The organism is Chryseotalea sanaruensis (assembly GCF_003990915.1).
In the GTDB taxonomy this organism is placed as follows: domain Bacteria; phylum Bacteroidota; class Bacteroidia; order Cytophagales; family Cyclobacteriaceae; genus Chryseotalea; species Chryseotalea sanaruensis.
The window spans coordinates 344,983-359,609 of sequence record NZ_BHXQ01000002.1 but is presented as its reverse complement, the minus strand read 5'-3'; the positions used below and the strand labels follow the sequence as shown (position 1 = coordinate 359,609).

Below are 14,627 nucleotides of genomic sequence, written 5' to 3'. Positions count from 1 at the left end.
GAATTATCAAGAAAAAAACCGGATAATAATTCGACTAGATTTATTAATAGAATGCATCTTCAAAATGTTCAATCTCCAGGTTCTTCCCCAATTTTATACTAACAATATCAAAACGAATAGGCCCATCCCATTGCTGTTCAAACACAAACTGCTCTGCTCCCTCAATAACCTTAGCCGCCTTTTTATTTGTGACAAAGCTTTCAGGCTCACCAAATGCAGCCGAGTGGCGGGTCTTCACTTCAACAAATATCAGCCACTTATCCTTGCTGACAATCAGGTCAATTTCTGCATGCTTATAGCGATAGTTTTTGGCTACGATCTCATAACCCTTGGCAACTAAAAAATTAGCAGCCAGTTCTTCACCTTTGTTCCCTGTTTTAATTTTATCGCTCATGCAAATGTTCTACCTTTGAAGCCAAAATTTACGACTGTGTCAACAACAAAAAAATACATTGAAGGATTTACCCGCCAGCTTGCGGAAGCTTTGAAGATAGGAGAAGGTCTTGATTTGGTGAGACCAGGCAGCGATATACGCAATATCGTTATAGCAGGCATGGGTGGTTCTGGAATTGGTGCAAACCTGGTAGACTCACTTACTTTTGGCCGCATTCCTATTCCGATGACGGTGGTAAAGAGCTACAATATTCCTCAGTTTGTTAGTCCTCATACGCTTTTTGTTGCAAGTTCATACAGCGGTAATACAGAAGAAACCATTGCTGCCCTTAACAAAGCATTGTTAAAGAGGGCCCATTGTATAGTAATTGCCTCAGGCGGAAAAATTCTGGACATAGCACGCGAGTATAATCTTTTTTACATTCAGCTTCCGGCCGGCTCTGATAGCCCCAGGGCAATGTTGGGGTATAATATGATTGCACTTTTATCATTGTTATACCACACCAACCTGATTGGCTCTGCTTTTATTAAAGAAACTGAAAATGCTATTGAGTTTCTAAATCGTGGAGAGAAGGGGATTCAATCAGAAGCAGAACTGATTGCTAAAAAACTTAAAGGCAGATTACCCATTATTTATTGTGATCAGCGTTTGCATGCAATGGCATTACGCTTTCAACAGCAGATTAACGAGAACTCAAAACAGTTCGCACACGTTAATACCTTTCCGGAGATGAATCATAATGAATTGGTAGGCTGGAAATTTCCTGAGCCACTGATGCCTATGCTTCAACCCATTTACATGTATTCAGATCATGATCATGAAAGGGTAGAAAAGCGCATGGAAATTTGCCGCGATCTATTAGAGAAAAAATCAAATCCGATCATCGACATGATTGGAGAAGGTGCTTCTTTACTAGAGCAATACTATTACCTCATTCACCTTACCGACTGGATTTCGTTTTACCTGGCGAAAGAAAACGGAGTAGATCCGGATACAATTGAGCCCATTGTTTATTTGAAATCAGAACTGGAAAAAATCAAGTGAACGCGAAAACAAATAGTGCCACCACATTTACTGATCTTGGATTAATTGATTACAAAGAGGCCTGGGATTACCAGGCTTCTTTGTTCAACGATATTTTAGCTATCAAGAGTAGCAACAGAAATTTGCCCGAAGAAGAACAAGCTATAACAAAGAACTTCCTGCTATTCTGCGAGCATCCGCATGTATATACCTTAGGTAAAAGTGGTGATGAAAAAAATTTGTTGTTGGATCAGACTGCACTGAAACAAGTAAATGCCAGCTATTACCATATTAACCGTGGAGGAGATATTACTTACCACGGCCCGGGGCAACTAATCGTTTATCCGGTAATTGATATGGAGAATTTCTTTACTGACATACACAAATACATGCGTTTACTGGAAGAGGCTGTTATCCTTACTTGTCAGACGTATGGTGTAGAGAGTGGAAGAATTGCCGGACTTACTGGTGTGTGGTTAGGAGATGCTGCTAATGAAAATGAGCGAAAAATTTCTGCTCTGGGTGTAAAGACAAGCCGTTGGGTTACCATGCACGGTTTGGCTTTCAATGTAAATACAGACCTGAGTTATTTTAATCACATAGTGCCCTGCGGCATAGATGATAAAGCTGTAACCTCTTTACAACAGGAACTTGGCAGGCCTATAGACATGGAAGAAGTAAAACAGCACATGAAGAAACACCTGACTTCATTATTTGGTATGCAACTAGTTCGAGTATGAATAGGAACATATGAAACTGTTTACCATCATAGCGCTTCCAATCTTACTTCTGTCAGTATTCCTGATCAATAAAGAAGCAACTGACAGTAAACGCGAAAGACAGAAGGGCGTTTGTTGGGTAGGCACACGGCAACCCGTGGTTCAGGAAGATATTGACAAACTAAAATTAGTTGGTGTCACCTGGATTTCTCAAACACCATTTGGCTGGCAACAACTACCTGGTGATACAAGTTTATTATTTGAGAAAAACACGCAGCGCAAACCATGGTGGGGAGAATCGTTTGAAGGTATTGCCGCAACCACTCGACTGGCAAAAGCTGCAAACATTAAAACAATACTAAAGCCGCACATCTGGTTAAGGCAATCGTGGCCCGGAGAAATAGAAATGGCTAGTGAAGAGGGCTGGAAGAAATGGTTTAAGCATTACAATGACTTTATTATGAGTTATGCTGAACTGGCGCAACAAGAACAAATTGAAATACTCTGCATAGGAACGGAATTACAAAAAACGATTCATCGACCTGAGTGGTTTGAAGTAATAAAAAATGTAAGAAGTGTTTATACAGGCAGACTTACTTATGCTGCTAATTTTAATGAGTTTGAGCAAATACCCTTTTGGGCACTGTTAGATTTTATTGGTATACAAGGTTATTTCCCCTTAACAAAAAATTCACACCCAACTGTTGCAGAAGTTGCTGCGGGATGGGAGCAGCCATTGAAACAAATTGAAGCATTGCATGGGAAAATCCGAAAGCCTGTTATTTTTACAGAGCTGGGATACAAAAGCACGCATGATGCAACGATAGAACCTTGGACGTGGCCAGATACAGAACATCACGAAAGAATTTCAGATGCAACACAAGCTAACGCCTATGAAGCATTCTTTAAACAATGTTGGAACAAAAGTTGGATGGAAGGTGTGTATTTTTGGAAGTGGTATCCACAAGGTGCAAGAAGAAATGCACTTATTGATTTTACACCACAGGGTAAAGCCGCAGAAGTAGTCATGAGAGAATGGTTTAGTCAGCAATAAAAATGAAGAAGGACTTAGAAATACCTACGGTTGTTAATGTTACTATTGCCGTAGCCTGTAAGAAAACGATAGGAGAAAGCGATGAGTGGCTCGTGTATTTATTGAACAACAATGAGTTTCCAATAGAGAATACACTTGTAGCCAGTAATGGATATGGAGAGAAAGATGGAGAACAACAAAAGACTTCTATTTTACGTCATTACCTACAGACAGTACCCGCAAAAGGCTCAGCGTTAATTGAGCCAATTGATAAAGGTGTTTTTCACCTGAATAATGAATACTGGGTAAGCTATTACATTGGCAGCAAAATCTACGATAAACGTTTTGTGTTCGTTCCTGAAAGCATCAGTGAGGGCAATCTGACTTTCGTAAAAGAGCTTGGTATGGAGGCTGTACTACACTCCTGAGATGAGATTGCCATTAACAACAGGAATTTGCGTATTTTGAAGGAGAATTGTAGAGAAAATGATTCCTGAATTACGCGACATACTATTTCTGGACATTGAAACAGTTGCCATAACTAACAACTTTCAATCCCTTGATGAAAGATTAAAAGTTCAATGGTCGAGGAAAGCCTCTTTTCTGAAGCGCGGTGACGATCAAAGTGATGAGGAACTTTTTCATGAGCGTGCCGGTATTTATGCAGAGTTTGGTAAGATAATCTGTATTTCTGTTGGTAAACTTTTCGATCATGAAAGTGGTGAGTTAGGCTTAAAAACAAAAGCTTTCTACGGCCATAACGAAGCGACTTTGCTAGAGGAGTTTAAAGAAATGCTTGTGAAACTGGGCGATAACGTAAAGCTTTGTGCACATAACGGTAAAGAGTTCGACTTTCCTTATATGTGCAGGAGAATGCTGGTGAATAATATCGCTTTACCAGCCTCTTTAAATCTGGCAGGTAAAAAATCCTGGCAAGTAGAACACATGGACACCATGGAGATGTGGAAGTTTGGCGATTATAAACACTATACTTCTTTAGATCTCCTTGCCTCAATCTTTAATATTGCTTCAAGCAAAAGTGATATTGACGGGAGTAAAGTGAATAGTGTTTACTACCAACTGGGCGATCTGGAGAAGATAAAAAATTATTGTACAGCTGATGTTTTGGTGTTAGCACAGCTATTTTTAAAAATGAAAAGTCTTCCATTAGTGAAAGACGAGAATGTTATTACGACTTAAGAATGTCAAAAAATAAGAAAACAAAAACAACGAAAGGGAATGATTCCTTTTCACGTATTAAAGCAATTATCCTTTCGGTTTTTTCAGAAAATCCTGGAAAAGGATATAGTATCAAACAAATTGCACGTAAAGCGCAGGTAAAAAAGAAAGATGAGCTGAAGCTTGTTGCTAATTTCATTTATGAACTTGAATTGCAAGGTCAGATAAAAGAAATCAGTGACGGAAACTATGCAGCAGTTGGAAGCTTGAATGCCATTACAGGCATTGTTGACCATGTCAGCTCACGCTTTGCTTATATCCGCATAGGTGAAGATCAACCAGATATTTATGTAAAATCCAAAGACCTTGGTTCGGCACTCGATAGCGACACAGTAGCAGTCAGTGTTTTTAAAACACGACATGGTGAACATCCTGAAGGCAAGGTGGTAGAAATAATTAAAAGAGGCAGAACACGTTATGTCGGACGCATTGAGGTTTCCAAAAACTATGCCTTTGTGGTACCTGATTATCGAAAGATGCATCAAGATTTCTTTGTTTATCCTGACAACCTCAACGGAGCTAGAACAAATGATAAAGTAGTAGTAGAAATTGTGGCTTGGGGTTCACCAGAGAAAAGTCCTGAAGCAAAAGTAACCGATGTACTTGGTAAAGCTGGTGAGAATGAAGCTGAGATTCACTCCATCATGGCAGAGTTTGGTTTGCCCTTCGAGTTTCAACCACAACTGATTAAAGAAGCTAAAAAGATTGAGGAGGGCATTACACAGGACGAAATTAAGAAGCGAAAAGACTTCAGAGAAATCACAACATTCACCATAGATCCGGAAGATGCTAAGGATTTTGATGATGCACTTTCTATTCGCAAACTCGAGAACGGCAATTATGAAATAGGTGTACACATTGCCGATGTAACACACTACATTGAAGAGAAATGTCTGTTGGAGGATGAAGCTTTTGAAAGAGCCACTTCTGTTTACCTGGTTGACAGAACGATTCCGATGTTACCAGAAAGACTGAGTAATGAACTTTGTTCGCTCAGGCCTAACGAAGACAAACTTACCTTTGCCGCAGTGTTTGAAATGTGTGCGCAGGCGCAAATTGTTAAAGAATGGTTTGGAAGAACCATTATTCACTCCGACAGACGTTTCTCTTATGAAGAAGCGCAAACTGTGCTAGAGACGAAGCAGGGCGATTTCGCTGAAGAGCTAACACTGCTAAATGATTACGCACACAAATTAAGAAAAGAGCGCTTTAAAAAAGGAGCAGTAAATTTTGAAACCACAGAGGTAAAATTTAAGCTGGATGAAAAAGGTAAGCCACTGGCCGTTATTCCTAAGGTTAGAAAGGATGCACATAAGTTGATTGAAGAGTTTATGCTACTGGCCAATAAGCGCGTGGCCACTTTTGTTTACGAAATGAAAAAGGGTGAGCAGAAAAATACCTTTGTTTACCGTACACACGATTACCCAGATCCAGAAAAAATCCAAACCTTTGCCACTTTCGCAAAGCAATTTGGTCATGCTATGGATGTGGAGGAAAAATCAATTTCTAAATCATTGAATAGTTTAATGGATGAAATTGAAGGTAAGCCTGAGCAAAATGTTTTACAGAGTTTAGCAGTGCGTGCTATGGCCAAGGCCAAGTACACCACAGCAGCTAAAGGGCACTTTGGTTTGGCTTTCGAGCATTACTCACACTTTACATCACCCATTCGAAGATATCCCGATATGATGGTGCATCGTTTGCTGCAACATTATCTGGATGGTAAGGCTTCTGTCGATCAGACAGAGTTTGAGAAAAAATGCTTGCATTCATCGGAACGTGAGAAGCGTGCCGCTGACGCTGAACGTGCTTCGATTAAATACAAGCAAGTTGAGTTTATGGCTTCCGCTGAGAAGCGTGACTACGAAGGCATTATCTCAGGTGTAACCGAGTGGGGCTTGTATATAGAAATCATCGAAACGAAATGTGAGGGTATGATCCGCATGTCGGACATGGATGATGATTATTACGAGTTTGATGAAAGAAATTATTGCATAGTGGGCCGTAGAAACCATAAGCGCTTTACACTAGGCGATAAATTAATGGTACGTGTGAAAAAGACAGATATTGATAAGCGACTGATTGATTTGGTTTTTGCAGATACACAGCTTCTTTCAAATAAAGCACCAGCACCTAGAAAGTATACTGAGGCTGGTGATGATCTTGACTTCCCAGAATCATTGGCAAACAGGAAGAAGAAGAAAAGGTGACCCCGGTAATACTGTTTTAAGTTTTAACAGCTATAGATTTTAAATAGATGCTGTACTTTTATCTGCGAAAATTTGTGTAACCTGCCCGTCCGGTAGGCGCGTCTGTGGCAAATAAACTACATATACTCAGCTAAACATTTTTTAAAAGTGCTTGTTAAACAATATTCCTTAAATACGACTTGTGAATTTTTTTGAACTAATAGAAAAAGAAGCGACCAAACAGAAGTTTGGTAAAAATCCGGAGTCTCTTTACGAACCCATTCGCTATATCATGAGCATTGGTGGCAAACGGATGCGTCCGCTACTCACTCTGCTGGCTTATTCACTTTATAAAAAGGATGTGAAATCCATCACTACCTACGCATTGGCGGTTGAGGCATTTCACAATTTCACCCTAATGCATGATGACATTATGGATAAGGCTCCCTTACGAAGGGGTAAGGCTACTGTTCATAAAAAGTGGGATGTTAACACAGCTATTCTCTCCGGAGATGTGATGTTGGTAAAGGTCTATGATATGTTCATGACCTTACCAGATACAAAGTTAAAGAAGGTTTTAAAGGCTTTTAATAAGTGTGCAGCAGAGGTGTGCGAAGGTCAGCAACTCGACATGGACTTCGAAAAACGTGATGGTGTAACCGAGGAAGAATACATCAACATGATAAAGTTGAAAACAGCAGTACTGTTGGGCTTTGCCTTAGAGTTGGGAGCTATTTTGGCGAATGCCAATGAAAAGCAACAAAAGGCTTTACGCGATTTCGGTGTCAACATCGGCATAGGCTTTCAGTTAAAAGATGATTTATTAGATGCTTACGCAGATCCTGATAAATTTGGTAAGCAGGTAGGAGGAGATATTATTGCAAACAAAAAAACATATTTGTTGATCAAGGCTTTTGAAAAGGCTAATGAGCAGCAGAAGCAAACATTAGCGCATTGGCTATCGCTTACAAAATTCAATAAAAACGAAAAAGTTGAGGCTGTTAAGAAAGTGTATGGCGATTTAAGCATTCCTGCGCTGGCCAATAAAAAAATTAATAGCTACTTTAACAAGGGCTTTAAAAGTCTGGATGCCGTAAAAGGAAATGTAAAAGCCAAAACAGCATTACGCACTTTTGCCGAAGACCTGATTGACAGACAAGTTTAGGTATGCAGGAGTTTTTTAAAGACAAAAGCGCGCAGGTGTATTATGATGCAGCGTTGAACACACTCTTTTTGGTTTACACGGGCAAGGTTCAAAACGACCAGCAATTTATTACCATCAACACTGCCGTGTTGGCAGCCTTTACAAAATTGAATACCCAGAAGTTTGTAGCTGATATTCGCAAGATGGGCATCATCAGTGTTGCCTCGCAGAATTGGGTAGTTGCCAATTTGCTTCCGGGCATGGTAAAACATTTAAATGGTAAGATGCTTTATCACGCACAAGTAGTTGATCCATCAGAAATATTGTCAAAAGTATCAGGAAACAACATCAAGGGAAGATCAAGCCAGGTGGCAGAAGGATTTGAAGTAGTACAGTTTTCGGATACGGAAAAACTTACTGAGTATTTAGGGAGCGTTGGTTAGCGATAGTTTAAATCACACTACCTACTTAACCATCAGCTCAACATACTCCTCTCCCAATTTTTTCCTGCTGTATTTCTTTGATAGTTCGTGTGCATTTTCTTGTGCTCTACGCAAAATATTTTTGTCATTGAGATAAGGCCATAAATGCTTCACAAGATCTTCAGGCCTTTTGTAATCAATAACAAAACCACAATTGTGTGCTTCAATGTCTTCTTTAATCCAGCCATTGAAATTTGTAATAACCAATTTGCCAGCCGCCAGACCATCAAAATATTTATTTGGTGAACCAGTTTCTAAAACCGGTTTATTACGATAAGAAATAAATACGGCATCAGTTACGTTCATCACTTCCCTAACACCTTCACGATTAGAGAAGGGGACAAAGACTACATTATTAACTGCTAAATTTTTTGTGGTAGACTTAAGCGATTCCAGCACAGCGCCATCTCCGCAAAATAAAAACGTTACTGGTAAGTTTGATTGTTCTGTGATTCTGGCGCAGTCTAACATGAACTCCAAGCCATTCGCAAAACCAATCGAGCCGATGTAAGACATAACAAAACGATTTTGCACGCCAAATTTTAGCTCAAGTGCTTCCTTTTTATGCTCAGGCCTGAAAAAATCCAGATCGGCCATGTTGGGCAATAAATACACTGTTTTGCCGCGCATTTGTTGTTCAATAATTTTTTTCATCGGCACTGACAAGGCCACCACTGCATGGCTCTGCTTGTAGATAAAATACTCCAGTCTTCTTAATAAAAATTTAAGAATTGGATTTTTAATAAAGCCAAGTTGTATGGGCGCCTCTGGCCACAGATCACCGACCTCAAAAATGAAAGGCACCCTTCTTCGCCACTTCAGCCAAATACCCACCAACCCAACGGTTAAGGGTGTAGACATTACATAACACCGCTCCACCTGTTGTTGCGCAACGGCAGTTTTGCATGCTAATAGTATAAACGTGAGGAAAGAGCGGATCCTTTTATAAAAACCAAAGGCATTATCATATGGCACAGGTAAATAATGAATAGAGATGCCCTTATGAATCTCATGTAGTGATGTGCTTTGATTGTGACCTGTAATGACTACAACATTATGGCCATGCTCCACCAATGCCGAAGCCAGAAAATAGGAGCGCAGGGCTCCACCCTTTTCGGGAGTATTAAAGTGCTGGTGGACAAGGAGAATTTTCACGATGCAAAATAGCAGCGAACTTTTGAAAGTTCACCATAGCTGCGTACACTCATTTTTTTCTATACCTTTGTAAAGAGCAAACGCCTCTGAAAAAGAATAAAATACATCCTATCAAGCCTGGAATTGTTCCGGCCTAAACGTCAAATCACTTTGACACCTATTGCGCTTTAATCTTAGCGCCATGTTTTTTTATTTTTCATTAACTAAATCTTACCATGTTAGAAACAGCACGACTAGTGCTTTTGCCTTTATCGCATGAGCAACTACACCTCTATAAGAATCAACGACAGATTTTAGCAAAGGATCTTAGTATCAATGCTATTGAACCACATGATGATCCGGAAACACTACCTCATTTGGAAGAGGCAATAGAATTCTGGATTGAAAGTACACGAAAACACCCTCAGCATTTTGCCTGGTACACCAACTGGCTGATTATTATTAAACAAGAATCAATAGCTATTGGTGGTATTGGCTTTACAGGCTTACCACAAGAGGGTAAGGTGATGGTTGGCTATGGGTTAAATAGTTTTTATTTCGGAAAGAATTATGCCACTGAAGCGCTTAAAGCTATGGTAGATTGGGCATTTAAAAATCCGGATTTAGAAGCAATAACAGCAGACACACCGTTGGAACACTGGGGCTCACATCGGGTTTTGGAGAAAAATGGATTTAAGGAGGTAAGCCGCGATGAGGGGCTAATCCATTGGGAGCTTCAATACACGGATTAAAAGCAATAAATTTTACATCAGGCAATGAAAACCTTCGCTACTGAACATTTCGGTAGCGAGGGCTGCCTTACCTGTAAGGAGTGATGAGCGCGTAATTACTATTAGCGTTTCACTGAAGAAACACTTCTCACATGACTCAATATATTCAACACAGTGGCTGAAGAGGGCTTTAGTAAGCCTCCATCAAGCTCTTTGGTCATTGAACATAATTGATTGAATTGCTCATTCAATTCCGGATCGGAAAGTAATGCGTGCTTAATTTCCTCCGTCTCCTTCTCCGTAGTCTCGTGGTACAAAAACCGGATCAGGTCGTTCTGGGTAAAAGTTTTTATCATAGGCTCTGTTATTAATCATCTTCTTACGCAGGTTGATGAGTGCGTAACGCATGCGTCCCAAGGCCGTGTTTATGCTCACGTCTGTACGTTCTGCAATTTCCTGGAAACTCATGTTTAAATAATGCCGCATAATCAACACTTGCTTTTGCTCAACAGGCAATTCCTTTATCAGCATACGAAGTTTTGCTTTAGATTCCTGTAGCACCTGTTTGTCCTCCATGGAAGCTTCCGCAAATTCCATTGAGTTAAAAACCTTACTGCCATCTTCCAACACAATTTCCGGATAGCGTTTTTGCTTACGGAAGCTGTCTATTGCCAGGTTATGTGCTATTCTGCCAATCCAGGCAGAAAACTTACCCTCATCATTATAGCGTCCACCTTTAATAGTGTTTACAGCCTTGATAAAGGTTTCCTGCAATAGGTCCTCAGCCCTATAACGGTCTTTTACTATTAAATAAATGGCCGTATACAAGCGTGACTTGTGTCGGTGTAGGAGAATTTCAAAAGCCCCATCGTTACCGTCCTGATAAAGTGACACTAATTCACTGTCACTACATCCTTTATTAATCATCTGTTTTGCTTTTAGGTAACGTAGAAATGTAGCTCGATAGTATGGGGTTTTGGTGAGTGATTAGAGTGAAAAGGTATAAACTTTCTGAAATTGCGCAAAAAATTTTTTAAAAAATCTTGCCTACTAGGATTTTTATCGCCCTATTTGAACCCGATTTGCAGTTTTAACCAACTATGGCCACGAGTAAGAAGCGCGTTATTAAGAGTTTAGATAACCTAACGGATGATCTAAAGGAATTATTGAAGGATCAATACCCAGCAGGATACGAGGGAAGCATTACCCGTATTACCAATGCTAAAAAAGAACCCATTTTTGTATTCCCACTGGAGACAGAAGATGCCACCTACCTGATTAAGGTTCCTGCTGTAAAAAACAGCGATGGTGAGTACGATGTTGAGAAGAAGGAAGACGATGAGTTTGGGGACAATGCACCAGGAGGAGGCGATAGCGATGACGACTATGGCAACGACACGGATGACAGTTATGGAGCCGGTGGTGGCGGTGACGATGACGATTATGAAGGAGGAAAACGTGGGGGTAAAGAAGCCAGCTACGATCCTGACTTTGACTAAACCACTCCAGCAATTTCGGGCGGTTAATACTGCTCCTTTGCTTATTTCCTTAAAAGTTTGATTTAAATTGAACACCATCTGAAAGGATGGTGTTTGTGTTTAAACCATCTTCGCCACTCAGATTTAAACCCGATTTGATTGAATCGGGTAAAGGCCTTCAAGAATTCAATGAAAAAAGAAAGTTTAACCATCGAACAGGACATCGACCAACTCGACCCTAAGGAGTTTATCATTATTAAGAGAGCCCGTGTTAATAACCTTAAAAACCTCAGTGTAGCTATTCCCAGAAACAAGATGGTGGTGATCACCGGCTTGTCAGGTTCTGGTAAATCTTCTTTGGCCTTCGATACGCTTTTTGCTGAAGGCCAGCGTATGTATGTCGAAAGCCTTAGCTCGTATGCCCGCCAGTTTTTGGGGCGTATGGAAAAACCCGATGTGGATTATATAAAGGGAGTTTCGCCAGCCATTGCCATCGAGCAGAAGGTTAATACGCGCAACCCACGGTCAACGGTAGGCACCACAACAGAAATTTATGACTATCTGAAATTACTTTTCGCACGCGTTGGCACAACTTACTCGCCTATTAGCGGCAAGGAGGTAAAGCGCGATACAGTAACGGAAGTAATTAATCAGGTAAACAAATTAAAACAAGGCACACGGATAATGGTGGCCTGCCCCTTACATATTAAGAAGGGTCGTAAGCTGAGTGAAGAACTTAATCTTTTATTAAGTAAAGGATTTGCACGTATACTCATGAATGGTGAGGTGAAGTTTATTGAAGAAATACTGAACCCACCAGCACCTGTTGAAGAGGTAACTAAAACAAAAAAGAAAGCCGCTCCTAAAAAGGTAAGTGAGCCTACGGGGGTGGTTGAAATTCTGATCGATCGCGCCTCGGTTAATGCAGAAGACGAAGACACCGTATTTCGTATATCGGATTCCGTGCAAACTGCCTTTTTTGAAGGCGAAGGTGATTGCCATTTGTATATAGAAGGTGGCAACGTAGTAAAATTCACCGACCGTTTTGAATTGGACGGCATGACCTTTACGGAGCCATCCGTTAATTTTTTCAGCTTCAACAATCCTTATGGAGCCTGCCAGACTTGTGAAGGCTTTGGTAAAGTGCTTGGTATAGATGAAGACTTAGTTATTCCTGACAAATCTTTGTCGGTGTACGAGGGGGCCATTGCTCCCTGGAGAAGTGAAGCGATGAGCGAATGGCAAAAACCTTTGTTGAAAAATGGAATCAAGTTCGATTTTCCGATACATAGGGCTTACAACGAACTGACACAAAAACAACGTGAGTTGCTCTGGACTGGTAACGAGTATTTTGATGGCATTAATGGTTTTTTCAAATACCTCGAATCCAAAACACATAAAATTCAGTATCGCGTTATGCTTTCGCGCTATCGTGGCAGAACTACCTGCCCTGACTGCAGAGGAACACGTTTGCGTAAAGATGCCCAGTATGTAAAAATTGCAGACACTTCCATTACTGATATTGTGTTGATGCCGATAGAGGAGGCATTAACCTGGTTTCAAACATTGAAGCTTCCGGTTTACGAACAGAAAATATCAGACCGCATACTGACTGAAATTCGCTCGCGCCTTGAGTACATGGAAAAGGTGGGACTGGGATATTTAACACTCAATCGGGTTACTTCTACTTTATCTGGTGGAGAATACCAACGCATTAAACTGGCAACATCACTTGGCAGTGCTTTGGTTGGGTCTATGTATGTATTAGATGAACCTAGCATTGGTCTTCATCCTAAAGACACAGCGAGAATGGTAGAGGTTCTGCAGTCCCTGCGCGACTTAGGCAATACGGTAATTATTGTTGAGCATGAAGAAGAAATCATGCGTGCAGCCGATCAGATTATTGATATTGGTCCGGACGCAGGATCGCATGGCGGTGAGTTGGTGTTTCAGGGATCCATCAGCGATGTAAACAAACGCATTGCTTCGCACACCATTAACTTTTTAATTGGTGTAGATAAGATTGAGATACCGAAGACACGCAGAAAGTGGAAGGACTCCATTACAGTGGTGGGTGCGCGTGAAAACAATTTGAAGAACCTGAAGGTTAAGTTTCCACTCAATACCCTTACAGTAGTTACTGGAGTAAGTGGCTCAGGTAAATCAACCTTGGTTACAAAAATTTTATATCCTGCTATGGGAAGGTTAACCGGCAACGTAGCAGAAACTCCTGGTAAGTATGATAAGCTTGAAGGTGATTTTAGCAGAATTACACAAGTTGAGTTTGTGGATCAGAATCCAATTGGTAAATCCTCACGCTCCAATCCTATAAGTTATGTTAAGGCGTATGACGCGATAAGAAATTTATTTGCTGACCAACCTTTATCCCAACAGCGTGCTTATAAGCCATCTCATTTTTCATTTAACGTAGAAGGCGGACGCTGTGAGACTTGCCAAGGTGAAGGAGAAATTAAGGTTGAGATGCAGTTCATGGCAGATATCTTTTTGAAATGCGAAAGTTGCCATGGCAAAAGATTTAAGCAGGAAGTGCTGGAGGTGGAGGTGAACGGAAAAAATATTGCCGATATACTGGATATGACAGTAGAGGCCTCGTTGGATTTCTTTAAAGAGCGCAAGGCCATTTATGACCGAGTGTTGCCAATGTATGAGGTAGGATTGGGCTATGTAAAACTAGGTCAGTCATCCAATTCATTAAGTGGTGGTGAAGCACAGCGCGTAAAACTCGCCTCTTTCTTAGGAAAGAACTCACCGGATGGTAATATCCTTTTCATTTTTGATGAGCCCACTACAGGCTTGCACTTTCATGACATCAGTAAGTTGTTGAAAGCCATTAATGCTCTGGTTGATGAAGGACATAGTGTAATTGTGATCGAACACAACCTTGAAATTATTAAGTGTGCCGATTGGATTATAGACTTGGGACCAGAAGGCGGAGAGAAAAGAGGAGGTCAATTGGTATTTGAAGGAACGCCAGAAGAGATGGCGAAGAAAGGCAAGGGTTTTACTGCAGAGTTTTTGAGAGGCAAATTGTAACCAATTA

At 40.7% G+C, this 14,627-nt stretch carries 14 protein-coding genes; 11 read left to right on the top strand and 3 right to left on the bottom strand.

Features of this window, described 5'->3' with window-relative positions:
- Positions 1–43: 43 nt before the first annotated feature.
- The gene (locus tag SanaruYs_RS05985) at positions 44–394 is read right to left on the bottom strand and encodes a YraN family protein (RefSeq protein ID WP_127121620.1); all 351 of its coding nucleotides are present in this window, start codon (positions 392–394) and stop codon (positions 44–46) included.
- A gap of 36 nt (positions 395–430) precedes the next feature.
- Between SanaruYs_RS05985 and SanaruYs_RS05980 the strand changes: the two genes are divergently transcribed.
- From SanaruYs_RS05980 to SanaruYs_RS05945, 8 genes are all read left to right on the top strand, one after another.
- A complete protein-coding gene (locus SanaruYs_RS05980) occupies positions 431–1,438 on the top strand; it encodes a bifunctional phosphoglucose/phosphomannose isomerase (protein WP_127121619.1) in 1,008 nt (335 codons plus the stop codon).
- On the top strand, positions 1,435–2,157 hold the full coding sequence (gene lipB / locus SanaruYs_RS05975) for a lipoyl(octanoyl) transferase LipB (RefSeq protein WP_127121618.1): 723 nt from the start codon (positions 1,435–1,437) through the stop codon (positions 2,155–2,157). The genes SanaruYs_RS05980 and lipB overlap by 4 nt, the downstream gene beginning before the upstream one ends.
- 10 nt (positions 2,158–2,167) lie before the next feature.
- Positions 2,168–3,190 (top strand): glycoside hydrolase family 113, encoded by a 1,023-nt coding sequence (locus SanaruYs_RS05970; protein WP_246011857.1) that lies wholly within the window; start codon positions 2,168–2,170, stop codon positions 3,188–3,190.
- 2 nt (positions 3,191–3,192) lie between these two features.
- The gene (locus SanaruYs_RS05965) at positions 3,193–3,597 is read left to right on the top strand and encodes a hypothetical protein (protein ID WP_127121617.1); all 405 of its coding nucleotides are present in this window, start codon (positions 3,193–3,195) and stop codon (positions 3,595–3,597) included.
- Positions 3,598–3,655: 58 nt separating this feature from the next.
- Entirely contained in the window at positions 3,656–4,369 is a 714-nt protein-coding gene (locus SanaruYs_RS05960; protein ID WP_127121616.1) for a 3'-5' exonuclease, read from the top strand.
- Positions 4,370–4,371: 2 nt separating this feature from the next.
- Positions 4,372–6,618 carry a ribonuclease R gene (gene rnr, locus SanaruYs_RS05955; RefSeq protein ID WP_127121615.1) on the top strand — a complete coding sequence of 749 codons (2,247 nt, stop codon included), beginning with the start codon at positions 4,372–4,374 and terminating at the stop codon, positions 6,616–6,618.
- 181 nt (positions 6,619–6,799) lie between these two features.
- Positions 6,800–7,762 (top strand): polyprenyl synthetase family protein, encoded by a 963-nt coding sequence (locus tag SanaruYs_RS05950; RefSeq protein ID WP_246011856.1) that lies wholly within the window; start codon positions 6,800–6,802, stop codon positions 7,760–7,762.
- Between the two features lie 2 nt (positions 7,763–7,764).
- Complete coding sequence (locus SanaruYs_RS05945) at positions 7,765–8,184, top strand: hypothetical protein (protein ID WP_127121614.1); 420 nt, start codon at positions 7,765–7,767, stop codon at positions 8,182–8,184.
- A gap of 21 nt (positions 8,185–8,205) precedes the next feature.
- Here the strand turns inward: SanaruYs_RS05945 and SanaruYs_RS05940 are convergent, their stop codons facing one another.
- The gene (locus SanaruYs_RS05940; RefSeq protein WP_127121613.1) at positions 8,206–9,378 is read right to left on the bottom strand and encodes a glycosyltransferase family 4 protein; all 1,173 of its coding nucleotides are present in this window, start codon (positions 9,376–9,378) and stop codon (positions 8,206–8,208) included.
- Positions 9,379–9,593: 215 nt separating this feature from the next.
- On the opposite strand from SanaruYs_RS05940, the gene SanaruYs_RS05935 reads away from it, so the two are divergent.
- Positions 9,594–10,109, top strand: a complete 516-nt coding sequence (locus tag SanaruYs_RS05935) for a GNAT family N-acetyltransferase (protein ID WP_127121612.1) — start codon at positions 9,594–9,596, stop codon at positions 10,107–10,109.
- Positions 10,110–10,364: 255 nt separating this feature from the next.
- On the opposite strand, the gene SanaruYs_RS05930 is transcribed toward SanaruYs_RS05935, so the two are convergent.
- Positions 10,365–11,015 carry an RNA polymerase sigma factor gene (locus SanaruYs_RS05930; RefSeq protein ID WP_127121611.1) on the bottom strand — a complete coding sequence of 217 codons (651 nt, stop codon included), beginning with the start codon at positions 11,013–11,015 and terminating at the stop codon, positions 10,365–10,367.
- 173 nt (positions 11,016–11,188) lie between these two features.
- Between SanaruYs_RS05930 and SanaruYs_RS05925 the strand changes: the two genes are divergently transcribed.
- Together SanaruYs_RS05925 and uvrA are read left to right on the top strand one after the other, a co-directional pair.
- Positions 11,189–11,587 (top strand): hypothetical protein, encoded by a 399-nt coding sequence (locus SanaruYs_RS05925; protein ID WP_127121610.1) that lies wholly within the window; start codon positions 11,189–11,191, stop codon positions 11,585–11,587.
- Between the two features lie 168 nt (positions 11,588–11,755).
- On the top strand, positions 11,756–14,620 hold the full coding sequence (gene uvrA / locus SanaruYs_RS05920) for an excinuclease ABC subunit UvrA (protein ID WP_127121609.1): 2,865 nt from the start codon (positions 11,756–11,758) through the stop codon (positions 14,618–14,620).
- Positions 14,621–14,627: the final 7 nt, after the last annotated feature.

Coding starts and splice junctions, on each gene's coding strand:
- SanaruYs_RS05985 (WP_127121620.1), bottom strand. CDS start 394: ATGAGCGATAAAATTAAAACAGGGAACAAAGGTGAAGAACTGGCTGCT.
- SanaruYs_RS05970 (WP_246011857.1), top strand. CDS start 2,168: ATGAAACTGTTTACCATCATAGCGCTTCCAATCTTACTTCTGTCAGTA.
- SanaruYs_RS05965 (WP_127121617.1), top strand. CDS start 3,193: ATGAAGAAGGACTTAGAAATACCTACGGTTGTTAATGTTACTATTGCC.
- SanaruYs_RS05960 (WP_127121616.1), top strand. CDS start 3,656: ATGATTCCTGAATTACGCGACATACTATTTCTGGACATTGAAACAGTT.
- rnr (WP_127121615.1), top strand. CDS start 4,372: ATGTCAAAAAATAAGAAAACAAAAACAACGAAAGGGAATGATTCCTTT.
- SanaruYs_RS05945 (WP_127121614.1), top strand. CDS start 7,765: ATGCAGGAGTTTTTTAAAGACAAAAGCGCGCAGGTGTATTATGATGCA.
- SanaruYs_RS05935 (WP_127121612.1), top strand. CDS start 9,594: ATGTTAGAAACAGCACGACTAGTGCTTTTGCCTTTATCGCATGAGCAA.
- SanaruYs_RS05930 (WP_127121611.1), bottom strand. CDS start 11,015: ATGATTAATAAAGGATGTAGTGACAGTGAATTAGTGTCACTTTATCAG.
- SanaruYs_RS05925 (WP_127121610.1), top strand. CDS start 11,189: ATGGCCACGAGTAAGAAGCGCGTTATTAAGAGTTTAGATAACCTAACG.
- uvrA (WP_127121609.1), top strand. CDS start 11,756: ATGAAAAAAGAAAGTTTAACCATCGAACAGGACATCGACCAACTCGAC.